Below are 23,085 nucleotides of genomic sequence, written 5' to 3' on the forward strand. Positions count from 1 at the left end.
ATATTGACAACATCCTGTTGAAGGATCCACGGTTCTCAGGTGCAAAGCAACCACGACCACCTCGACGACCAGGCCCAGGCCAGGCGGGAGCGCCAGGCGCGCCGGCTGCTCCTGGACCACGGAGCCGATCGGCTGGCCCGTCGTCCCTGGCAGCCGGGACCGGTGCCGCCGTCGGCCGTCGACCTGATCCGGTTCTTCCTCTGGCAATCAAGCGACACTGGCGACTTGTCAAAGGAGGCGGCGGTGGCGGCGTTGCAGTTGTTTCCGGCGGCTCGGGCCGAGCTCGAACAGCTCGAGGCCGGCCTGCTGTTCACGGCGCGCGGTCTCGGCCTCACCTGGGCCGAGATGGCGCGAGCACTCGGCCTCAACTCACCTCAGGCCTGCCAGCAACGACTCGACCGGCTGACCGCACGCAGCAGCCGCCCAGCGGACGGACAGACGCCATGACCCACGTCTCCACCCCAGAGCTCCTCGTGCTGCACGCCGTACGGCTGCAGGGCGTCGCTGACGACCAGCAGGTCGCGCGACGGTTCAGGCTCGACCCGGCGGTCACCAAGGAGCTGCTGCTCGACTATCAGGCCTTCGGGTGGATCACCTGGAGCGAGTTCGCCGGCATCGGGGGCTGGTCCCTGATGGCGACGGGCCGGGCGGAGAACGAACGCCGCCTCGCCGCGGAGCTCGAACTGGTCGCCGGCACCGAGACCGTCCGCGACACGTTCCGAGCCTTCCTCCCACTCAACGAGCGTCTGCAGCTCGCCTGCACCCAATGGCAGTTGAGGCCCACGGACGACGACCCGCACGCCTTCAACGACCACAACGACCCGGCCTGGGACCGCCGCGTCATCACCGAACTGACAGCACTCGCCGAACAGCTGGGCCCACTGGCAGAGACGCTGTCCGGACTTCTCGACCGTTTCCAGGGCTACCGAACCCGATTCGTCACCGCGCTCGAGCGCGTCCAGGCCGGCGACACCGGATGGGTCGACCGGACCAACGTCGACTCCTGCCACAAGGTCTGGTTCGAGCTCCACGAGGACCTGATCGCGACCCTCGGGCTAGGCCGTGTCTGATGGTCCCGCGCCTACTGCGCGGCACTCGGCACGGCATCTCGCCGCACTGGAGCAAAGGCCACGATGAAAACCACATCGAGGCCTTCACTCCAGCACGCCGAGCTACCGCACCGAGCACCTGCTCGCTACGGCGCGGGACCACCAGACACGACCTGAACCGCGGCGACCACTGACTGGCTACCCTGGACCCGTGCGTTCGCGTCCGACATTGCAATGGGTCCCCGGCCCCGACGTGTTGGCGCTCGAGCCTGGTACGACGGACCTCGCCCCGATCGCGGACGTGATGTCTGCCGGCGATGTCGTCGTACTCACCGGCGCCGGGATCTCCACCGAGTCGGGCATCCCGGACTATCGCGGCGAGACCGGCAGTCTCCGGACCCACACCCCGATGACGTACGGCGACTTCGTGGCGAGCGAGTCCGGCCGGCAACGGTACTGGGCCCGCAGCCACCTCGGCTGGCGCACGATCGCCCGGGCCCGCCCGAACGAAGGCCACCGGGCCGTCGCGGCCCTGCAAGCGCGCGGCTACCTCAACGGCGTCATCACCCAGAACGTCGACGGCCTCCACCACGCGGCCGGCGCCCGCGACGTGATCGAGTTGCACGGCAATCTGGATCGGGTCATCTGCCTCACCTGCGGTACGACGTCCGCCCGCGAAGCACTCGACCGTCGTCTCCGTGCGGCCAACCCGGACTTCGAGGGCGAGGCCACGCGGATCAACCCCGACGGCGACGTGGAGCTGCCCGATTCGATCGTCCGCACCTTCAACGTCGTCCCGTGTGAGGCGTGCGGGACCGGCGTACTCAAACCCGACGTGGTGTTCTTCGGGGAGAACGTGCCGAAGCCCCGGGTCGAACGCTGCTACCGCCTGATCGACGACGCGGCCGCCATGCTCGTCCTCGGCTCGTCCCTGACGGTGATGTCCGGCTTCCGCTTCGTCCGCCATGCCGCCAAGGCCGGGCGACAGGTCCTGATCATCAATCAGGGCGTCACCCGCGGCGACCCGTACGCCGCCCACCGCGTCAACCTCCCGTTGGGCCAGGCGCTCACCGAGCTGACCCAACGGCTGTAAAACACCGCCGGGCCGAGCCACGCGTGAGGTGGCTCGACCCGGGGTCCGCTCTACGGATTTGGAAAGGGTCAGCGTTGCGCGCTGGTCCGTAGGCGGTTCAGGGAGGCCTGTAAGGCCTGAGGGGAAGCAGCGGCCTGCCGGGACAGCTCCCGGCCGCGTGCAGCCCAGGCGGCCTGCTCGGCCGCGGTGACGACGACCGGCTCACCGGTCAAGGTCTTGTAGGTCAGCGACGCGACGCCGGCCTGTCCTTCGTAGCGCGGGTGGTAGTTCAGCGCTCGCAGCAGGTTGATGTCCTTGCCCTGGATCCACGCCTGCCCGTCCGGTGCGCAGGCGTCGTGCCCGGTCGACGGCCCGAACGTGTCCACGTATGTCGCTCCGGTCGCGGCCGCCGCGTTGGCGATCGCGGTGTTGAGCGCCTGCTCGATCGAGTACAGGTAGGTGTAGTCGCCGTCGGCGAACGGCAGGATCGCCGGGCAGGTGCCGTGTTCCGGTGCGATCCTCGGATAGCCGATCAGCGCGATCGTTGCCTGCGGCGACCGTACTTTGATGCCCTGGACAACGGTCGTGATCCGGGCCTGGGTCTGGACGATCCGCGCCTTCAGCGTGTCCACCCCGTCGACGGTGAAGTGCGCCTTGCACGGCGCACCGGTCGGATCACTGGCCCGCAGCCCCGGGCAGGTGCCGATGATGTCGCCGAACACGCCGAAGTCGTTGCCTCCGATCCCGAGGGTGACCAGGTCGGTGTCCGGCCGCAGCGCGTTGAACTGCGGGGCGGCAGTACCGAGGGCCGTGCTCTGCGGCTCGGTCATGTTCGTGGTGTCCGCGCCGCCGCAGGTCACGTCGGTGAACCGATAGGTCCGCAGCATCACGGCGAGCATCTTCGGGTAGTTGCTGGTCGACCGCACACACCCGAGCGACAGCAGGTCCGGCAGCGGCACGAGCGGCGCCGACGAGTAGGAGTCCCCGAGCGCCACGTAGTGCTTGAACAGCGGCGCCTCGGACGACGCCGAGGCCGGCGTGGCCGCGAGCGCCGTACCCGGGAAGAGCAGGAAAGCCAGCGCAGCCGCGGCGATCCGACGGATCTTCACGTGCAACCTCCCCAGGCCGGCGAACGTCCGTGCCGCCACACCCTAAGTTGAGTGACACGCCGATTACAAGGGGTGATCGCCGACCTGCCGCACCGGACTCGGGTGCGACATGGAATCCTGCTGTCATGCGTGTCTGGCACGGTTTGGACCAGGTGGAGCCGGAATTCGGCCCGTCGGTCGTCACCATCGGCAACTTCGACGGCGTGCACCGGGGACACCAGGAGGTGCTCGCGCACGCCAAGGCGCGAGCGGCCGAGCTGGGTGGCCTGCCGGTGGTCGCGCTCACCTTCGATCCGCACCCGATGGTCGTACTGCGGCCCGATCGGGCGCCCGCGATGCTCAGCGAGCCCGTGGAGCGGGCCGAACTGCTCGGCAACCACGGCGCCGACGCGGTGCTGATCCTCCCGTTCGACAAGGACGTGGCGGGCTGGTCGCCGGAGGAGTTCATCGAGCGGGTCCTGGTCGGCACGCTGCACGCCAAGGCGGTCGTGGTCGGCGAGAACTTCCGGTTCGGCCACAAGGCGGCCGGGCACGTGGACACCCTGGTCGCGGCCGGGGCGACGCACGGGTTCCAGGTCGAGGGCCTGAGCCTGGCCGGCGACGCGCAGCCCTGGTCGTCGACGTACATCCGGGGCCGGATCGCCGAGGGGGATGTGGAGGCGGCCGCGGCGGCGCTCGGGCGGCCGCTGCGGGTCACCGGCGTCGTCGTGGAAGGCGACAAGCGGGGCCGCGAGCTCGGGTTCCCGACCGCGAACATCCCCGCCGATCCGCAGGCCGCGATCCCGCTCGACGGCGTGTACGCGGGCTGGCTGACCGTACTCGACCCGGCCGAGGGCGCTCCGGCGTACCCGGATCCGCTGCCCGCGGCGATCAGCGTCGGCAGCAACCCCACCTTCGACGGCGTGGACCGCCGGGTGGAGAGCTACGTGCTGGACCGCGACGACCTGGAGCTGTACGGCGCCCGGATCGCGGTGGACTTCGTCGCCCGGCTCCGCGGCAGCCAGATCCGCTTCGACAGCATCGACGAACTGCTGGTCCAGATGAAAGCCGACGTCGACGGCGCCCGCCGGATCTTGACGGGGAATTAGGGTGACGCGTCCACGGACTGATACGCTGACTGCTGCCGTCTGAACGGCCGCGGACCGAGAGTGCTCGGGTGACGAAAGCCCCGGTGCGCCGCGCAACGAATCGAGAGGAACTCCGTGTCATCTGTTGATGCCGCAACGAAGAAGAAGATCATCGGTGAGTACGCCCTGACCGAGGGTGACACCGGGTCCCCCGAGGTTCAGGTGGCGCTGCTGACGCACCGGATCGCCGATCTGACCGAGCACCTCAAAGAGCACAAGCACGACCACCACAGCCGTCGTGGCCTGTTGCTGCTCGTCGGTCAGCGCCGCCGGCTGCTGAACTACCTGGCGAAGAAGGACATCAACCGCTACCGGTCCCTGATCGAGCGGCTCGGCCTTCGCCGATGACGTCGCGAGGAGCGGCCCCCGGACTCGGGTGGCCGCTCCTGGCGTATCCGCGCCAGTGCTGAATCAGGGCGCGGGTCACAACTGAATACAAGCACGCAAGACGTACGAGGCGACGCGAAGCGCGTGGCGGGAGGACGACCGGTCCTCGGTAGTGGCTTTCGGATGACGCACCACAGTCAGCCGCGGGCCTCGATCGAAGACCGGCACCCCGGAAGCTCGCGCCTCGCAGTCGTCACACTGCTAGAGAGGGGTATCCCGTGTCGGGATCCACAAGCGCGCCCATGGAGGGCGCAGAGTTCGCTGAAGCCGTTGTCGACAACGGAAGCTTCGGCACCCGCACCATCCGCTTCGAGACGGGCCGTCTGGCCCAGCAGGCCGCCGGTTCGGCCGCCGCGTACCTCGACGGCGACACGATGGTGCTCTCGGCCACCACGGCCAGCAAGAAGCCCAAGGACCAGTTCGACTTCTTCCCGTTGACGGTCGACGTCGAGGAGCGGATGTACGCCGCGGGCCGCATCCCGGGCTCGTTCTTCCGCCGGGAGGGCCGCCCGTCCGAGGAGGCCATCCTGACCTGCCGGCTGATCGACCGCCCGCTGCGGCCGTCGTTCGTCTCCGGCCTGCGCAACGAGATCCAGGTCGTCATCACCGTCCTGGCGCTGAACCCGGACAAGCTGTACGACGTCCTCGCCATCAACGCGGCGTCGATGTCCACCCAGCTCGCCGGTCTGCCGTTCTCCGGCCCGATCGGCGCCGTCCGAGTCGCCCTGATCGAGGACCAGTGGGTGGCGTTCCCGACCCACACCGAGCTCGAGGACGCGGTCTTCGACATGGTGGTGGCCGGCCGGGTGACCGAGACCGGTGACGTCGCGATCATGATGGTCGAGGCCGAGTCGACCCCGAGCACCTTCGACAAGGTCGCCGCCGGTGTCCAGGCGCCGACCGAGGAGATCGTCGCCCAGGGCCTGGAGTCGTCCAAGGCGTTCATCAAGACGCTGGTCGAGGCGCAGGCCGACCTGGCCGCGCGGGCGGCCAAGCCGACCGGTGAGTTCCCGGTCTTCCCGGACTACCAGGACGACGCGTTCGCCGCCGTCGAGGCCGCGGCCGCCGAGGAGCTCAGCCAGGCGCTGACCATCGCCGGCAAGCACGAGCGTGAGGACGCCACCGACGCCGTCAAGGCCGCCGTGGTGGACAAGCTGGCCGCCGACTTCGAGGGTCGCGAGAAGGAGCTGTCCGCGGCGTTCCGGTCGCTGACCAAGAAGCTGGTCCGGCAGCGCGTGCTCAAGGACAAGGTCCGCATCGACGGCCGCGGGCTGGCCGACATCCGGCCGCTCAAGGCCCAGGTGCGGGTGCTGCCGCGGGTGCACGGCTCGGCGCTGTTCGAGCGCGGCGAGACCCAGATCATGGGTGTCACCACGCTGAACATGCTCCGGATGGAGCAGCAGCTCGACACGCTCTCCCCGGAGACGCGCAAGCGCTACATGCACAACTACAACTTCCCGCCGTACTCGACCGGTGAGACCGGCCGGGTGGGATCGCCGAAGCGTCGCGAGATCGGTCACGGCGCGCTGGCCGAGCGGGCCCTGGTGCCGGTGTTGCCGTCGCGCGAGGACTTCCCCTACGCGCTGCGTCAGGTGTCCGAGGCGCTCGGTTCGAACGGCTCCACCTCGATGGGGTCGGTCTGCGCCTCGACGCTGTCGCTGCTGTCCGCCGGTGTGCCGCTGAAGGCCCCGGTCGCCGGTATCGCGATGGGCCTGATCTCGGGTGAAATCAAGAATGAGGCCGGCGAGACAGAGACAAGGTATGTCGCGCTGACCGACATCCTGGGCGCGGAGGACGCGTTCGGCGACATGGACTTTAAGGTCGCCGGCACGAAGGACTTCGTCACCGCCCTGCAGCTGGACACCAAGCTGGACGGTATTCCGGCCAGCGTCCTGGGCGCGGCCCTGACCCAGGCGAAGGACGCCCGGCTCACCATCCTGGACGTGATGGCCAAGGCCATCGACGCGCCGGGTGAGATGAGCGAGTTCGCGCCGCGGGTCATCTCGGTGAAGGTCCCGGTCGACAAGATCGGCGAGGTCATCGGCCCGAAGGGCAAGATGATCAACCAGATCACCGAGGACACCGGCGCCGACATCTCGATCGAGGACGACGGCACCGTCTACATCGGCGCGACCGACGGTCCGTCGGCCGAGGCGGCCCGGGCCGCGATCAACGCGATCGCGAACCCGACCATGCCGGAGAAGGGTGAGCGCTACCTGGGCACGGTCGTGAAGACGACCAACTTCGGTGCGTTCATCAGCCTGCTGCCGGGTAAGGACGGCCTGCTGCACATCAGCAAGCTGCGCGGCCTGGCCGGTGGCAAGCGGGTCGAGGCGGTCGAGGACGTGCTCTCGGTCGGCCAGAAGCTGCAGGTCGAGATCGCCGAGATCGACGACCGGGGCAAGCTGTCGCTGATCCCGGTGGTCGAGGAGGACGACAAGAAGGCCGAGCCGAAGGCTGAGGCCGAGACCGCCGAGTGACCCGAGCGATCACCAGCACACTGCTGAGCCCGGAGGCGGGCGGTCCGGTGAAACGGACCGTCCTGCCCTCCGGGCTCCGTGTGCTGTCCCAGTCCGTACCGGGCTTCCGCTCGGTCACCTTCGGTCTCTGGGTCGGCGTCGGCTCCCGGGACGAGCCGGAGCAGCTGGCCGGCGCCACGCACTTCCTCGAGCACCTGCTGTTCAAGGGCACCGAGCGCCGTGACGCACTGGAGATCTCCGCCGCGATCGACGCGGTCGGCGGCGAGATGAACGCGTTCACCGGCAAGGAGTACACCTGCTACTACGCGCGGGTGCTCGACTCCGACCTGCCGCTCGCGGTCGACGTCATCTGCGACATGATCACCTCCGCCACGCTGACCGAGGCGGACGTGGAGAGTGAGCGCGACGTCATCGACGAGGAGATCGCGATGCACGCCGACGAGACGTCGGACCACATCCACGACCTCTTCGCCGAGCAGCTCTGGGGCAGCTCACCGCTCGGCCGCTCCATCACCGGTACGCCGGAATCCGTGGCCGGACTGTCCCGGCAGCAGGTGGCCGGCTGGTACCGCCGCCGCTACAAGCCGGCCAACATCGTCGTCTCGGTCGCCGGCAACGTCGACCACACCGACGTGGTCCGCCTGGTTCGCAAGGCGTTCGAGCGCCACTGGGTGACCGGCGAGGCCGAGCCCGCCGCGGTACGACGCGGATCGGCTCGACGTATTCCGACGTACGGCGGGGTGCGGGTGCACCACCGGGACGTCGAGCAGGCGCATCTGGTGCTCGGGATGCCGGGGCTGGTGCGGAACGACGAGCGGCGGTACGTGGCCGGCGTCCTGCACGGGATCGTCGGCGGCGGCATGTCGTCGCGGTTGTTCCAGGAGGTCCGGGAGAAGCGCGGTCTGGCCTACTCGGTGTTCAGCTTCGGGTCGGCGTACGCCGACTCCGGCATGGTCGGTGTGTACGCGGGCTGCCTGCCGAAGAAGGCCGGCGAGGTCCTCGACGTGGTCCGGTCCGAGCTGGAGTCGATTGCCAGTGGCAACATCACGCCGGACGAACTGCTCCGCGGCAAGGGGCAGATGCGCGGCTCGGTGGTGATGGGCCTGGAGGACACCGGCGCCAAGATGACCCGGATCGCCAAGGCCGAGCTCGTCTACGGCGAGCTGCCCACCGTCGACGAGATCCTGCACCGGATCGACGCCGTCACCCTCGACGACGTCATCCACCTCGCCGCCGACCTGTACGCCGGTACTCCGGCCCTGACCGTGATGGGCCCGTTCGACGAGGACAGCACCGCTTTCACCCGCTGAGCGCTCTCAGCATCCTCGACAGCCCTCCGCCCGCAGGAGCAGACTGGCCGGTGACAGGGGGCCTGGGGGAGGGACTCGGGGAGCTGGTCATGAGCACGATCACGCCGGACGTGCAGGCACTGGGGGAAGACTTCCGCGGAGAGCTGATCCATCCGGGGGAGTCGTCGTACGACGATCTCCGTGCGGTCTGGAACGGGTCGATCGACCGTCGGCCCGGACTGATCGCCCGCTGCACCGGTGTGGCCGATATCCGGTCCGCGCTCGCCTACGCCCGCCGTACCGGTGGGCCGGTCGCGGTGCGCGGCGGCGGGCACAGTTTCCCCGGGCACTCGACCTGTGACGGCGGTATCCTGCTGGACCTGGCGCCGCTCAAGGGCATCCGGGTCGACCCGGTACGACGTACTGCCCGGGCGCAGGCGGGAGTGCTGCTCGGCGAACTCGACCGCGAGACCCAGGCCTTCGGCCTCGCCGTGCCGTCCGGCATCGTCACCCACACCGGCGTGGCCGGGCTCACGCTGGGCGGCGGGATCGGCTGGCTGATGCGCAAGTACGGGCTGAGCATCGACAACCTGCTCTCGGTCGATCTCGTCACCGCCGAGGGCGAGCTGCTGACCGCGAGTCCGGAGGCCAACGCCGATCTGTTCTGGGGGATCCGGGGCGGTGGCGGGAACTTCGGCATCGTCACCGAGTTCGAGTTCCAGCTGCACCCGGTCGGACCGATCGTCTACGCCGGCCCGGTGATGTGGCCGATGGAGCAGTCGCCGGAGTTGCTGCGCTTCTACCGGGACTGGATCACCGACATTCCGGACGAGCTGACCACCGCGGTGATCCACCGGTGGATTCCGGACCTGCCGACGATCCCGGCCGAGCTGCACGGCCGGCCGGTGGTCGTGGTGGTAGCGTGCTACGCCGGTTCGGTCGAAGCGGGAGAGCGGGCGGTCGCGCCGCTCAAGGCCTTCGCCCCGCCGCTGCTGGACCTGTGTACGGCGAAGCCGTTCGTGGACCACCAGGCGATGTTCGATCCCAGCTTCCCGCACGGCCGCTGGTACTACATGCGGGCCTGTGACGTCGCCGAGCTGACCGACGACGTGGTCGACATCGCCGCGGCGCGCGGTCTGGCGATCGACTCGCCGTACACGGCCTACCCGATCTTCCATCTCGGCGGTGAGATCGCCCGGGTGCCTGCGGACAGTACGGCGTTCGGGGACCGATCGAGCGGGCACACCTTCAACTTCGTCGGCGTGACCCTGGGGCCGGACGGCTTCGAGGAGCAGCGGGAGTGGGTCCGGGAGTCGTGGCGGGCGATCGAGCCGCACCAGAGCGGCGCGTACGTCAACTTCCTCGGCGACGAAGGCTCGGATCGGATCCGGTCGGCGTACGGCGCCGCGACGTACGACCGGCTCCAGGAGCTGAAGCGGAAGTACGACCCGGGCAACCTGTTCCACCTGAACCAGAACATCCCGCCTCTCTGAGCCGGTAACCTTCTGGGAGTTGTGTCGCGTCACCACGTGATCTGCCGCTGGATTCCTCTCTGAACGGGATCGCACGCATTTGACGGCCGACGTGCCGCACCGCGCTGGATCGACCCAGCGCGGTTCGGCCTGCCGTCTGCGTCCGCCGTTCGTGCTGAGAAGAGGATCACCGTGCTCGCTCCGCTCCGTGATGCGTTCCGTACTGCCCGCGAAGCCCTGTCCGACGCCGCCCGGATCACCCCGGGCTGGCTCGTGCTCTGTTCCACCCTGGTCCTGATCCAGGCCGTGCTGCCCGGAGCTCAGGTCGTCCTGCTGGAGAACCTGATCGACGGGGGATCGCCCTGGGGTCCACTGCTCTGGCTGACCGTGGTGGTCGGCTCGATGTATCCGCTGGGCGCGGTGGCTCGCGACGCCGGCCAGCGGATGATGCTACGGCTGCGGCTCGGCCGCGGACCTGACCGAGACCGAACGGCTCGGGCACTTCGGCCTGCTGGTGCAGGAGTTCGGGCGGTTCGAGTTCACCCTTCGCGACGCAGTGGCCCTCGGCTTGCCGCAGGCCGCATCCGACGAGCGGATCCGGGCCGGGCTGGCAGCCGCCTTCGCCAAGGACCTGCCACTCGACACCCAGCAGTGGGGAGGCAACGGGATCTCCGGTGGGCAACGGCAACGACTCGCCTTGGCCCGGACCCACCTGCGGAACGCCGGCGTGTGGATCCTGGACGAGCCGACGTCGGCGATCGACGCCGAGGCCGAGCGGGAGATCTTCGCCGAGCTGCGACGGACCAAGTACAGCCGGATCACGATCGTCGTCTCCCACCATGCGTGGACCTTGATCGAGATGGACCGCATCTACGTCATCGACGGCGGCTCGGTGGTCCAGCAGGGAACGTATCCGGAGCTGATGTCCCAGCCGGACGGTCGGTTCGCCCGATTGTTCGCAACTCGACAAGAGTGAGCATCGGACACCCAGCGCACTCGTCGCCACACTGAGTGTCATGACCGATTGAGCACTTGTGCGCACGAGCGGAATCGGACCAGGACTTCGGCTGACATCTGATGACTAGCTGAGGTTATCGATTAAGGCCGCACGGTTTTGCCATGGTTTCCGGAGATCGTCTGAGGTCTTGGGAAAGTAACGCCTACGTTACGCGCCGCCGCTGTGCGCCTGACAACGTTGACATGCGCAGTTTCGACCAGCGAACATGCTCCTTGATCCGCCCGCCTAACGGCCCTCCCGCCGAGGAAGTTGGTTCGACCGTGCGACGTCTGACTGGGGTTGTGGGGGTGGCACTGGGCTTATCGCTGGTGCTGGCCTCCTGTGGTGACGGCAAGTCCAGCGGCAGTGGCTCCGGTGACGGCGCGAAGAGCGAGACCATCGCGATCGCCGCCGACCCGCTGGAGTACATCAACCCGCTGAACGAGAACGGCAGTCCGGGGATCCAGGTCGCGATGGCGATGTTCGCCCCGTTGGTGACGACGGACCCGAACACCGGCAAGACGGTCAACGTGCTGGCCGACTCGGTCACGCCGGACCAGGCCAGCCAGACCTGGACGATCAAGCTCAAGGCCGGCAACACGTTCCAGAACGGCCAGCCGCTGACCGCCAAGGACTACGTGGACAGCTGGAACATGACCGCGCAGGGCTCGAACGCGTGGAAGAACAACGGCTTCTTCTCCAAGGTCGAGGGGTACGACGCGCTGAACCCGCCGACCCCGGACGGTGCCACCCCGAAGCCGACCGCGGTGAAGACGCTGAGCGGCCTGAAGCAGATCGACGACCTGACCTTCTCGGTCAAGCTCAAGGTGCCGTTCTCCCAGTTCGGCCTGACCCTGCAGTACCTCGGCCTGGCCCCGCTGCCGGAGGAGGTGCGCAAGGACCCGGACGCCTACAAGCGCAAGCCGATCGGCAACGGCGCGTACAAGCTGGACGGTACCTGGAACGCCGGTGACGACATCAAGCTGGTGAAGTGGGACGGCTACAAGGGCCCGAACGTGCCCGAGGCCGATGCCATCACCTACCGGTTCATCCCGAACGCGGACACGGCGTACAACGAGTTCCTGGCCGGCAACGTGGACTTCGTCGACGTACCGTCCACCAAGGTGAAGAGCTTCGAGGCCGACGCTCCCGACCAGTGGGTGAAGAGCGTGAGCTCGGGCGCGAACTACCTGGTCTTCCCGGCCTGGGACGCGAGGTTCAAGAACCCGAAGCTGCGGCACGCGTTCTCGATGGCGATCGACCGGAAGGCGTTCGCCGACCTGGTCGGTCTCGCCGAGCCGGCCAAGGGCCTGGTCGCGCCGGACATGGCCGGCTACCGCGACAACGCCTGCAAGTACTGCGCCTTCGACGCGGCCAAGGCGAAGCAGTTGCTGCAGGAGGCCGGCGGCTTCTCCGGTCCGGTGAACATCAACTACAACACCACGTCGGCGACCGGTCAGATCTTCGCCGAGGCGATCGGCAACATGATCCGGCAGAACCTCGGCCTCGAGGTGAAGTACACCGGCAAGCAGGGTTCGGAGATCACCGAACTGGCCGACACCCGCAAGCTGGACGGTCTGCGCTTCGGCGGCTGGGGTCACGACTACCCGTCGATCGAGGACTACCTGACCCCGATGTTCAAGTCCACCGGTGACGCGAACTTCGCCGGCTACAACAGCCCCGCGCTGGACGCCGTGCTGGCCAAGGGCGACGCCGAGCCGGACCCGGACAAGGCGATCGCGATCTACCAGCAGGCCGAGGACATCGCGCTCGAGGACCTGCCGCTGATCCCGCTGTACACCAAGTCGAACGCCTACCTGCACTCGGCCAGGATCGAGCCGCGGGTGTCGAAGTACACCGGGGTGTCGGCGCTCTACGCGACGTTCAAGTGATCCGGTTCTTCCTCCGCCGGATGCTGACGGCGATCCCGATCGGTCTGGTCGTCACGCTGGGGGTCTTCGCGCTCGTCTTCGCGATGCCCGGGGACCCCCTGCGGGAGCTGGCCGGCGACAAGCCCATCCCGGCCGCAGTGCTGGCCGCCAAACGGGCCCAGTTCCACCTCGACGATCCCTTCATCGTCCAGTACCTGCTGAGCATGAAGGACATCCTGACCGGCAACTTCGGGACCACGTTCGCCGGCGCCGACATCCGCGACCAGCTGGCCTTGCGGATTCCGGTGACGCTCAAGCTGACCCTGCTGGCGAACGCGTTCCAGTGGACGCTCGGGCTGTTCTTCGGGATCTACGCCGGGTTCAAGCGCAACGGGCTGATCGACAAGTCGTTGCTGCTGGCAACGCTGGTGCTGCTGGCGGTGCCGGGGCTGGTGGCGTACTTCGCCGCGCAGTACCTGTTCGGCGTCGAGCTGAAGTGGTTCCCGGTCTCCGGGGTGCTCGAGGGGTTCCCGCGGTCCTACCTGTTGCCCGCGCTCGTCATCGGCGTCCTCGGTTTCGCCGGGCTGGCGCGGCTGATGCGGACGTCGATCGTGGAGACGGTGAACGCCGACTTCGTGAAGACGGCGCGAGCGAAGGGACTGGGGGAGCAGCGGGTGCTGTGGCGGCACATCCTGCCGAACGCGCTGCTCCCGATCGTCACCTTCATCGGGATCGACCTTGCCGGCATGTTCGGCGGGGCGATCATCACCGAGAGCATCTTCAACCTGCCCGGCCTGGGTCAGTTCATGTTCCAGGCGATCAAGCTGAAGGAGGGCGGTGTGGTGGTGCTGCTGTCGACCTTGGCCTTCATCTCGTTCATCCTGATCAACCTGCTGGTCGATCTCCTGTACGGCGTCCTGGATCCGAGGGTGCGCAATGTCTGAGATCCAAGCGGTGGTCGGAGCGGAGGCGCAGGAGCTCGGCGACGGCAGAACGCTGTCGAACCGCGAGCTGCTGCGGGCGCTGCTCCGCAAACCGCAGTTCATCGTCTGCAGCCTGTTGCTGCTGCTGTTCTTCACCATGGCGGCGGTGCCGAAGCTGTTCACGTCCGTCGATCCCCGGTTCTGCGAGCTGACCAAGAGCCGGCAGGGCCGCAGTCCCGGGCACCTGTTCGGCTACGACATCCAGGGCTGCGACTACTTCGCCAACGTGGTGTACGGCGCCCGCCCGTCGGTGCTGGTCAGTATCTGCGCCAGCTTCGGGGTGTTCGTGCTGGCCGGATCACTCGGTCTGCTGGCGGGCTACTTCCCAGGGTTCGTCGACGGTCTGATCTCACGGACCGCCGACGTCCTGTTCAGCGTGCCCGGCATCGTCGTCCTGATCGTGATCCTGAACTCGGTCCCGAATCGCAGCATCTGGATCATCGTCGGTGTCATCCTGCTGATCGGCTGGCCGGGCGGGATGAGGCTGATGCGGGCCACGGTGTTCTCGGTGCGCAACCGCGAGTACGTGCTGGCGGCCCGGTCGATCGGGGTGCCACCGGTGCGGATCCTGCGCAAACACGTGTTCCCGAACGCGATGGCGCCGCTGCTGGCGATGACTACGCTCGGCATCGGCGGCATGGTCGGTCTGGAGGCGGCGCTGACCTTCCTCGGTGTCGGCCTGCAACCGCCGTCGATCTCCTGGGGCTCACAGTTCGGCGTCGCGGCGTCGTACCGGGACACCCCACACCTGTTCATCTGGCCGGCGCTGTTCATCTCGACGATGACGATCTCGTTCATGATCATCGGCGACTCGATCCGCGACGCCCTCGACCCAAAGCTGATCCGATGACTGTGCACATTCCTCGCCTCCGGCTCGGTGGGTCATCGGGCCTTGGCTCCCGGTCTTCCCTCGTCGCTCCGGTCGCTTCGCTCCCTGCACTCCTCAGTCCAGACCGGGAGGCCCGATGACCAGGCTTGGCGAAGTATTGCTGAAAGTCGACGATCTGACCGTCGAGTTCGACACTCCGCGCGGGCCGGTGCGGGCTGTTGACGGGGTGTCCTGGCAGGTCCGGGCGGGCGAGACCCTCGCGATCCTGGGGGAGTCGGGGTCGGGGAAGAGTGTGTCGACTCAGGCGCTGACCGGGATCCTGGAGATGCCGCCGGGCCGGATCGTCTCCGGTACGGCGGAGTACCGCGGCGCGGACCTGATCGCGATGACCGAGAACGAACGGCGCCGGATCGTCGGCGACCGGATCACCATGGTGTTCCAGGACTCGCTGTCGGCACTGAACCCGGTCCAGTCGGTCGGCACCCAGATCGCCGAGTGCTACCGGGTGCACCGCGGAATGTCGAAGAAGGACGCGCTCAAGCGGGCCGCGGAGATGCTCGACCAGGTGCGGATCCCGGCCGCGGCGAAGCGGGTGCGCGACTACCCGCACGAGTTCTCCGGCGGTATGCGGCAGCGGGTGATGCTGGCGATGGCACTCGCGCTCGATCCCGACGTACTGATCGCGGACGAGCCGACGACGGCGCTCGACGTCACCGTGCAGGCGCAGATCCTCGAGCTGATCGCGGAGCTGCAGGCCGAGCGGGACATGGGCGTCGTCCTGATCACCCACGACCTCGGCGTGGTGTCGGACGTCGCGGACAACGTGGTCGTCATGTACGCCGGCCACGTCGTCGAGCGGGCCTCGACCGCCGAAGCGCTGGAGTATCCGATGCATCCCTATACCGAAGGCCTGCTCGGCTCGATGCCGTCGGCGGACCTGAAGGGGCAGGAGTTGCCGACGATCCCCGGTACGCCGCCGTCGTTGCGGGCGATCCCGTCCGGTTGCGCGTTCCGGCCCCGGTGCCCGATCGCGATCGACGACTGCGCGTCGGAGGTGCCGCCGCTGCTCACCGTCGGGCCGGATCGAGATGCCGCGTGCATCCGTCGTACGAGGATCGCCGCGAAGGAGGCAGTGTGATGGCCGACGAGTTGCTGGTGGCCACGGGGCTGGTCAAGCACTACGACATCAGCCCGGCGCTCAGCTTCGGGACCAAGACCCTTGTCCGCGCCGTCGACGGTGTCGATCTGACCCTGCGCAAGGGTGAGTCGCTCGGCATCGTCGGCGAGTCCGGCTGCGGGAAGTCGACACTGGTCCGGCTTCTCGCCGCCCTGGAGAAGCCGACCGCCGGCGAGATCTCGTACGGCGGGGTGGACGTGAGCACGCTGGGGAGCCGCGAGCTGCGCCGGTGGCGGCGGAACGTCCAGGTGGTGTTCCAGGACCCGTACTCGAGCCTGAATCCACGGATGCGGGTCGGCGAGATCGTGGCCGAGCCGCTCGAGGTCCACCCGGACGTCTCGCGCGGTCTGGACGTCAGGAAGCGCGTCCGGGAGTTGCTCGAGCTGGTCGGGTTGCGGGCCGAGGACGAGACGAAGTTCCCGCACCAGTTCTCCGGCGGGCAGCGGCAGCGGATCGGGATCGCGCGGGCGATCGCGCTCAATCCGGACGTGCTGCTGTGCGACGAGCCCGTGTCCGCCCTTGACCTCTCGGTCCAGGCGCAGGTGGTGAACCTGTTGATGCGGCTGCAGCGTGACCTCGGCCTGAGCATCATCTTCGTCGCCCACGACCTGTCCGTCGTACGCCACGTCTCGGACCGGGTCGCGGTGATGTACCTCGGCCGGGTCGCCGAGTTGGGCGAGCACCAGCAGGTGTACGACGTACCGGCGCATCCCTACACCCAGGCGCTGCTGTCCGCGGAGCCCGGTCTGGCCCGGCAGGGTCGCAAGCGGATCGTGCTGGCCGGCGACCCGCCGTCGCCGGTGATGCCGCCGTCCGGTTGCCGGTTCCACACCCGGTGCCTGCGCGCGGAGTCCCGCTGCAGCACGGAGGAACCACAGCTTCGGTTGATACCGGCCGGCCAGACCGTGTCCTGTCACTTCGCCGAAGACGCCCAGACCGCCTACACGCCGGAAGTAGCTGTGAAGTGATGCCTTAAGGTGGCCGCCGTGGAGTCGGTCGCCGGGAGGAGCACGCTGCGTAGGCAGACGGTGTTACTTCTTGGTGTGATCGTGGTTGCGGGTGGGCTCGCCGCGTGGTGGGTGCTGACCGCGGGCCGGGCCGCGAACGAGGGTTTCGACATCACCGACGAGGGCTACTACCTGCTGTCCTACCGGTGGTGGGACCAGAATCCGCTGGCGCTGACTGGGGTGCAGTATCTCTACGGGCCGGTCTTCGAGTGGCTCGGGTACGACGTCGTCCGGCTGCGGTTCTTCCGGTTGCTGACCGTGGTCGTCGTACACCTGTTGTTCGGGTACAGCTTCATGCGCTGGCTGCGGGGCCGGCGGCCGGGCGCACCTCCGACCAAGCTGTGGGAGCTGGCCGGGATGGCGACCATCCTGGCGGCCGGCGGGATGTGTTACAGCTGGCTGCCGATGTCGCCCGGCTACAACGACGTCATCCTGCTCGGGGCGCTGACCCTGGTCTCCTGCGTGCTGTGGATGGCGACCGCGGTGGATCGCGGGACACCGGTGCCGTTCTGGGTGCTGATGGTTGCCGGCGTGGTCATCGGCATGATGGTGCTGGCGAAGTGGACCTCGGTCGTGGTGATCGGGCTGATCGTGATCGCGGCCCTGATCGTGCTGTCCGGTCAAGGCCTGCAGGCTGTTGCCCGGGGTATCGGGTTCGCCGTGGCCGGGCTGGGAGTGGCGGCTCTGGTGGTGCAGCTGTTCGTGGTCCGGCTGAACGTCGCGGTGCCCGGGATCATGGCCGTGAACAGGTTCATCGCGGAGACGTCGTACTCGCCGACCGCGTTGCTGCATGTCTACTGGTCGACCGGTCTGGAGCTGCTGGGCAAGACCCTGCGCGAGCATGCGCTGCTGCTGATCGCGGCCGCGGTCGCCGTGATCGGCCGCTGGCCGTGGTTGCGGATCGCGGCCGCGGTGATCGCGGTCGTGGGTTTCGTGCTTTCGGTACGGCGGGTTCTCGTCGACGATGCCGCGGTCGGTGGATCGGCGCACACCTCGGACTACACGGTGACGTTGTTGGCGGCCGTACTGGTGGCCCTCGTGACTGCTGTCACCGCTGTGCTCGCGGGGCGGTACGGGCTGACACGGCGGTCGGCGTTGAGCCGGGAGACGGCGCGCGGCTGGGTCGTTCTCGGGCTGCTCGTGGTGTTGCCGCTGGTGCAGGCGTTCGGCACGAACAACCCGCTGTACACGATCGGCTTCAACGCGTTCGCCGCCTGGGCCGCGGTGATGATCGCGGTGGTGACCGGGATCTGGGCCGTTCCGGTGGTGGCGCGGGTGACGGTCGGTCTGGTCACGGTGGCCTCGCTGGTGGCGGTGGCGTCCATCTCCTACAGCGGGATGTTCCTGCACCCGTATCGCTCGGTCGGACATGCGGAACTGACCGAGCCGGCCACGCCGGCGCCGTTGAAGGGCGTCTACGTCCAGCCCGCCGCGGCGCGGAACTACGCCGAGCTCGAGGCGGCGCTGCGGCCGTATCTCCAGCCGGCCGGACGGCCGATCCTCGCCTTCGACAAGATGGCCGGGCTCGTCCTGATGCTGCAGGGCAAGCCGGTCGGTGAGGCCTGGGTCGCGCCGAAGGAGCGCAATCGGACGGCCGCCGGAATCGAAGAGGTCTGCCAGAAGGGTCAGCCGTGGAACCCGGGCCGGCCGCCGATCATCCTGCTGAACCGCCGCATCTCCGAGGTCGAGATCACCGCGCTGCGCGCCTGTGCGCTGGACTTCACCGCCGACTACGCGCTGCTCGCCCCGCCGCAGCAGACGATGGACCTGCAGGTCTACGTGCCGCGCAACGAACGGGCCACCAAGACACCCTGACTCGGGCTGTGCAGGCCTGATGAGATCCTTGGGCGGTCGAACGTCGGTGAAAGGGTGCGGATGATCAAGGTCGGTGTGCTGGGGGCCAAGGGCAAGATGGGCGCTCAGACGTGCCTCGCGGTGGAAGAAGCCGACGACTGCGAACTGGTCGCCCGGCTCGACCAGGGCGACGAACTGGAAGAGCTGGTCAAGGCTGGCGCCCAGGTGGTGGTCGACTTCACCCGTCCCGAGGTGGTGATGGACAACCTGGCCTGGTGCATCGACCACGGCATCCACGCGGTCGTCGGCACCACCGGGTTCGACGACGAGCGGCTCGCGACGCTGCGGGCGCGGCTGGCCGCCAACCCCGGCTCCGGTGTCCTGATCGCGCCCAACTTCTCCATCGGCGCCGTCCTGATGATGCAGTTCGCCGCCAAGGCCGCGCGGTACTACGAGTCGGTCGAGATCATCGAGTTGCACCACCCGGACAAGGTCGACGCCCCGTCGGGTACGGCGCGCCGTACCGCGGAACTGATCGCGGCCGCTCGCCGGGAGGCCGACGCCGGGCCGATCCCGGACGCCACCACCACGTCGCTTGACGGCGCGCGCGGTGCGGACGTCGACGGGATCCGGGTGCACGGCGTCCGGCTCCGCGGGCTGATCGCGCACCAGGAGGTCCTGTTCGGCGACACCGGCGAGACGCTGACGATCCGGCACGACTCGATGGCCCGCGTCTCGTTCATGGCCGGGGTCCTGCTCGGCGTCCGCAAGATCGTCGACACGCCCGGACTGACCGTCGGTCTCGAGCACTTCATGAACCTGGACTGAGATGACTGTGCTTTTGGCCGGGCCTTCGGCGCCGGCGTGGTCACGGGGCCTTGGCTCGTGACCGCGAAGCGGGTCGCGATCGGGCTCGCGGTTGTCTTCGTCGCGTACGCCGTACTGCTCGGGTGGCGGGGAGTGCTGCTGATCGGCACCGGCGATCCGGTCGCGGTCATCCTCGGCGTCGCCGTGCTGGTGATCCCGGTGCTCGGGGCGTACCTGGTGTGGCGTGAGCTGCAGTTCGGTCGTCGTACCGAGGCCTTGGCGCGCGAACTGGAGGCGGCGGGCGGGCTGCCGGTGGACGATCTACCGCGGCGGCCGTCGGGCCGGATCGATCGCGCCGCTGCCGATGCGGCGTTCGAGAAGTACAAGGCGGAGGCAGAGGCCGCGCCCGACGATTGGCGGGTCTGGTTCCGGTTGTCCACGGCCTACGACGCGGCCGGCGATCGGAAACGAGCCCGCTCCACCATGCGCACCGCGATCGCCCATCACGACCGGAGCTAGCCGGGAGTTACCTGGGAGTTGGCCGTGAAGGACACCGAGGTAACTGACAACGCGGTGTGAAACGGGATACTTTCAGGGGAAGGCGCGTGGCAACCGCCACGTGTAGGTCGGAGACTGGGTGGAGCCGTCCTGTGCCATCAGACGGGTCTCGCCGCGGCTCGGACGACATGCAGGGGACGGGTTTCGGCGGTCTGTTGCGACGACACCGGCGTGAGGCCGGATTGTCGCAGGAGGGTCTGGCCGAGCTCGCCGGTCTGAGTGTCGACGCGATCGCGGCTCTGGAGCGGGGACGCCGTCGCGCGCCCCGAGCACACACGTTGCGCCTGCTCGCGGACGCTCTGCGGCTCGGCGCAACGGATCGTGCCGAGCTCACCACCTCTGCCCGCCGCGACACCGAATCCCCGCAGCCACAGCTGCGCCGGCCACCTGCCCCGCCGAACGAGCTGATCGGTCGCACTACCGAACTCACCGCAACCAAACGTTTGCTGGGTCAACGCCTGACGCGGTTGCTGACCCTGACCGGACCGGGCGGCGTCGGCAAGACGCGGCTGACCCTGGCGCTGGCGGGAGAGCTCGAGGAGAGCTTCCACGACGGCGTCTGCTGGGTTCCGCTCGCCTCTCTCACCGATCCCGCCGGCGTGGTCCCGGCCGTCGCGGCCGCCGCCGGTCTGCACCCGATGGACACCTCGAAGCTGATCGAGGCGATCGCCGACCAGATCGGGCGCCGGACCATGCTGCTGGTGCTCGACAACTGCTCTCACGTCGTTGCCACGGTCGGACAGATCTGCGCCGCGCTGCTGGAGTCCTGCCCGAACCTGTCGGTCCTCGCGTCCAGCCGCGAGCTTCTGCGCGTGCCAGGCGAGAGCGTGTACGTCGTACCGGCGCTGGCGCTGCCGCACGACGAGGACCAGCTCGAGTCGTCGGCCGCCGTACGGCTCTTCATCGAGCGGGCGACCGCGCGCGGGTATGACCTGGACGGGCAGGTCGACCAGGTCGCCCGGGTGGTACGGCGGCTGGAGGGAATGCCGCTCGCGATCGAGCTGGCCGCGGCCCGGACGAACGTGATGACCGTCGAGGAGCTGGCGTCCGAGCTGGAAACCTCGTTCACCATCCTGGCCGGCGGATCGCGGACGGCGTCGCCGCGACAGCAGTCCATGTACGGCGCGATCGAGTGGAGCCATGACCTGCTCACGCCGGCGGAGCGGGAGGTGTTCGCGCAGCTGTCGGTGTTCGTCGGCGGGTGGACGTTGAGCGCTGCCGCCACAGTCATGTCCGGTCAAGCCGCACCGGGTCCGCTGGAGCGTGCGGAGGCACTCGACCTGACCGGACGGCTGGTGGACAAGTCGCTGATCCGGGTCACCCGGCGCAGCGGCGTCGCGCGGTACTACATGCTCGCGGTGATCCGTGAGTTCGCCGCCGACCGGCTGATGGCCGCTGGGATGGCGGAGGAGGCGGCGCGTCGGCACGCGCACTTCTACATCACCCTCGCCGAGGAGGCCGAGGGCCAGTTGCGCGGCGTGAACCAGGCACAGTGGCTCGAACGGCTCGACGGCGAGTTGGACAACCTCCGGTCCGCCATGGCGTGGTCACTGCGGACGAGGTCGGTGCGCGAGGCATTGCATCTGGCCGGTGGGCTCTGGCTCTTCTGCTACCTGCGCGGCCACTACGCCGAGGGCGGTCAGTGGCTGGAGCGCGCACTGGCGCTGGGCGACACAGTCCCAGCCGCGGAGATGGAGGGACTCGCTCCTGCGTGTGCGAAGGCCAACCTGGGCGCAGGGATGCTCGCTTTCCTCCAGTGCGAGTACGACGCCGCGACCGCACGGCTGCAAACGGCCCTGACGCAGTACAAGGACTTGAACGACGCAGCCGGTACGGCGCTGGTGCTGCAACGGCTCGGTGGTGTCGCACGGGAGCGTGGAGACTACGAGGCCGCGGAGGACCTGCACTGCGAGAGCTTCGACCTGTACGAGAGTCTTGGCGACCGGTCGGGGATGGCGTGGGCTCACAACCACCTCGGATTCGTGGCCTGGTTGCGCGGTGATCTGGAGGTCGGTGCCCGGCGGTGTCGCCGGGCGCGGGACAGCTTCCGGCTGCTGGGTGACGGTGAAGGGCTCGCGTGGTCGTTGATCAGCCTCGGCACCATCGCGCAGTACGGCGGTGAACTGGTCGAGGCCGAGGACTTGCTGCAGGAGAGCCTGGCGTTGTCCCAGCGGCTCGGGTACCGCGAAGGTGTCGCCTGGTCGCTGAACCAGCTCGGCATCGTCGAACGACGTCGCGGGCTGACCGAGCGCGCCGTACATCTGCTCGACGAGAGCCTCGCCGAGCACCGCGACCTGGGCGACCGGTGGCGGTCCGCGAGTGTCCTCGAGGAACTGGCGACAGTCGTTCAGCAGCGGGGGAGGAGCGAGTACGCCGCCTTCCTGATCGGGGCCGCGGACGGGGTGCGCGAGGTCATCGGTGCGCCGGTGCCGGAGATCGAGAAGGCCGACTATCTGGCCACTCGGACCGCGATCGAGCAGTCCCTCGATCGCCGGGCGTTCCGAACAGCCTGGTCGGCCGGCCGAGCCGCTCCGCTCGCCGCCGTGGCCGACGGATACCCACCCGCTCCGAGCAGTTCCAACCCCAACCACACCGGTCGGCTCTGACCCGGGACACAGAACAACCGATCAGCAGTCCACCAGAACTGCTGATCGGATGGTTGCCTCGCGAGGCACCACGACCTGGGGGATCGACGGTACCCCGCGAGGGATCTGAGAGCGCGGGCTTCACGTGACGGACCCGGCCGGCTGTGTCCCTGTCTGACCCCCCAGGCAGTCCCCCCACCTCACAGCCGGCCGAAGCCACGTCGGCGAAGTCGCCTCTCGTCGAGCCCTCCCAGTCGACGGCCGGTTCCTCCGCGCTGACACAAGGTTGTCGAAATCACGCTCTGTCGCACAGGGACGGAACCCTGACATCGCCCTGACAAATATGTCCTGACAACGAAATCCGCGCGCGGCATTCGCCGACGGTGATCGCGGACTTCCCGAGCGTAGGCGAAAACCGCCGAATTCGTGCGGATTTCCTGCCCCATCGGGCACACCGGTCAAGCGTTCGTTCGGAGCGCTGTCGATGGTTGC

The 23,085-nt window shown here is 68.5% G+C and carries 19 protein-coding genes; 18 read left to right on the top strand and 1 reads right to left on the bottom strand.

Annotation, left to right across the window (positions count from 1 at the left end; translation table 11 throughout):
- Nucleotides 1-39: 39 nt before the first annotated feature.
- The 3 genes from ACGFIF_RS04140 (at nt 40) to ACGFIF_RS04150 (ending at nt 2,142) form a co-directional block, all read left to right on the top strand.
- Nucleotides 40-447 (top strand): AsnC family protein, encoded by a 408-nt coding sequence (locus tag ACGFIF_RS04140; protein ID WP_393151226.1) that lies wholly within the window; start codon nt 40-42, stop codon nt 445-447.
- Entirely contained in the window at nt 444-1,070 is a 627-nt protein-coding gene (locus ACGFIF_RS04145) for a transcriptional regulator (protein ID WP_393151228.1), read from the top strand. The genes ACGFIF_RS04140 and ACGFIF_RS04145 overlap by 4 nt, the downstream gene beginning before the upstream one ends.
- A 190-nt stretch (nt 1,071-1,260) precedes the next feature.
- Nucleotides 1,261-2,142 (top strand): NAD-dependent protein deacetylase, encoded by an 882-nt coding sequence (locus ACGFIF_RS04150; protein WP_393151230.1) that lies wholly within the window; start codon nt 1,261-1,263, stop codon nt 2,140-2,142.
- Between the two features lie 68 nt (nt 2,143-2,210).
- On the opposite strand, the gene ACGFIF_RS04155 is transcribed toward ACGFIF_RS04150, so the two are convergent.
- Nucleotides 2,211-3,230: an SGNH/GDSL hydrolase family protein gene (locus ACGFIF_RS04155; RefSeq protein WP_393151232.1), complete on the bottom strand. Its 1,020-nt coding sequence runs from the start codon at nt 3,228-3,230 to the stop codon at nt 2,211-2,213.
- 125 nt (nt 3,231-3,355) lie between these two features.
- Here ACGFIF_RS04155 and ACGFIF_RS04160 point away from each other — a divergent pair, with 125 nt between their 5' ends.
- The 15 genes from ACGFIF_RS04160 to ACGFIF_RS04230 all read left to right on the top strand — a co-directional run bounded on the left by ACGFIF_RS04160 (nt 3,356) and on the right by ACGFIF_RS04230 (nt 22,614).
- Nucleotides 3,356-4,318: a bifunctional riboflavin kinase/FAD synthetase gene (locus ACGFIF_RS04160; protein WP_393151234.1), complete on the top strand. Its 963-nt coding sequence runs from the start codon at nt 3,356-3,358 to the stop codon at nt 4,316-4,318.
- Nucleotides 4,319-4,432: 114 nt separating this feature from the next.
- Complete coding sequence (rpsO, locus tag ACGFIF_RS04165) at nt 4,433-4,705, top strand: 30S ribosomal protein S15 (RefSeq protein WP_131351575.1); 273 nt, start codon at nt 4,433-4,435, stop codon at nt 4,703-4,705.
- A 281-nt stretch (nt 4,706-4,986) separates the two neighbouring features.
- Nucleotides 4,987-7,224, top strand: coding sequence for a polyribonucleotide nucleotidyltransferase (locus ACGFIF_RS04170; RefSeq protein ID WP_393151236.1), 2,238 nt, complete (start codon nt 4,987-4,989; stop codon nt 7,222-7,224).
- Complete coding sequence (locus tag ACGFIF_RS04175; protein WP_393151238.1) at nt 7,221-8,534, top strand: M16 family metallopeptidase; 1,314 nt, start codon at nt 7,221-7,223, stop codon at nt 8,532-8,534. Before ACGFIF_RS04170 ends, ACGFIF_RS04175 begins: the two co-directional genes overlap by 4 nt.
- 89 nt (nt 8,535-8,623) lie before the next feature.
- On the top strand, nt 8,624-10,006 hold the full coding sequence (locus ACGFIF_RS04180; protein ID WP_393151241.1) for an FAD-binding oxidoreductase: 1,383 nt from the start codon (nt 8,624-8,626) through the stop codon (nt 10,004-10,006).
- A gap of 490 nt (nt 10,007-10,496) precedes the next feature.
- The gene (locus ACGFIF_RS04185; protein ID WP_393153629.1) at nt 10,497-10,961 is read left to right on the top strand and encodes an ATP-binding cassette domain-containing protein; all 465 of its coding nucleotides are present in this window, start codon (nt 10,497-10,499) and stop codon (nt 10,959-10,961) included.
- 329 nt (nt 10,962-11,290) lie between these two features.
- Complete coding sequence (locus tag ACGFIF_RS04190) at nt 11,291-12,874, top strand: ABC transporter substrate-binding protein (RefSeq protein ID WP_393151243.1); 1,584 nt, start codon at nt 11,291-11,293, stop codon at nt 12,872-12,874.
- Nucleotides 12,871-13,797: an ABC transporter permease gene (locus ACGFIF_RS04195; protein WP_393151245.1), complete on the top strand. Its 927-nt coding sequence runs from the start codon at nt 12,871-12,873 to the stop codon at nt 13,795-13,797. The genes ACGFIF_RS04190 and ACGFIF_RS04195 overlap by 4 nt, the downstream gene beginning before the upstream one ends.
- Nucleotides 13,790-14,686, top strand: coding sequence for an ABC transporter permease (locus ACGFIF_RS04200; protein WP_393151247.1), 897 nt, complete (start codon nt 13,790-13,792; stop codon nt 14,684-14,686). Before ACGFIF_RS04195 ends, ACGFIF_RS04200 begins: the two co-directional genes overlap by 8 nt.
- Before the next feature lie 115 nt (nt 14,687-14,801).
- Nucleotides 14,802-15,803 carry an ABC transporter ATP-binding protein gene (locus ACGFIF_RS04205; protein ID WP_393151249.1) on the top strand — a complete coding sequence of 334 codons (1,002 nt, stop codon included), beginning with the start codon at nt 14,802-14,804 and terminating at the stop codon, nt 15,801-15,803.
- A complete protein-coding gene (locus ACGFIF_RS04210; RefSeq protein ID WP_393151251.1) occupies nt 15,803-16,810 on the top strand; it encodes an ABC transporter ATP-binding protein in 1,008 nt (335 codons plus the stop codon). The genes ACGFIF_RS04205 and ACGFIF_RS04210 overlap by 1 nt, the downstream gene beginning before the upstream one ends.
- 18 nt (nt 16,811-16,828) lie before the next feature.
- A complete protein-coding gene (locus ACGFIF_RS04215) occupies nt 16,829-18,664 on the top strand; it encodes a hypothetical protein (RefSeq protein ID WP_393151253.1) in 1,836 nt (611 codons plus the stop codon).
- Between the two features lie 60 nt (nt 18,665-18,724).
- Nucleotides 18,725-19,471: a 4-hydroxy-tetrahydrodipicolinate reductase gene (gene dapB / locus ACGFIF_RS04220; RefSeq protein ID WP_393151255.1), complete on the top strand. Its 747-nt coding sequence runs from the start codon at nt 18,725-18,727 to the stop codon at nt 19,469-19,471.
- A gap of 57 nt (nt 19,472-19,528) precedes the next feature.
- Nucleotides 19,529-19,969: a hypothetical protein gene (locus ACGFIF_RS04225; protein ID WP_393151257.1), complete on the top strand. Its 441-nt coding sequence runs from the start codon at nt 19,529-19,531 to the stop codon at nt 19,967-19,969.
- A 131-nt stretch (nt 19,970-20,100) separates the two neighbouring features.
- On the top strand, nt 20,101-22,614 hold the full coding sequence (locus ACGFIF_RS04230) for an ATP-binding protein (protein ID WP_393151259.1): 2,514 nt from the start codon (nt 20,101-20,103) through the stop codon (nt 22,612-22,614).
- Nucleotides 22,615-23,085: the final 471 nt, after the last annotated feature.

This window comes from Kribbella sp. NPDC049174, from assembly GCF_043197365.1.
In the GTDB taxonomy this organism is placed as follows: Bacteria; Actinomycetota; Actinomycetes; order Propionibacteriales; family Kribbellaceae; genus Kribbella.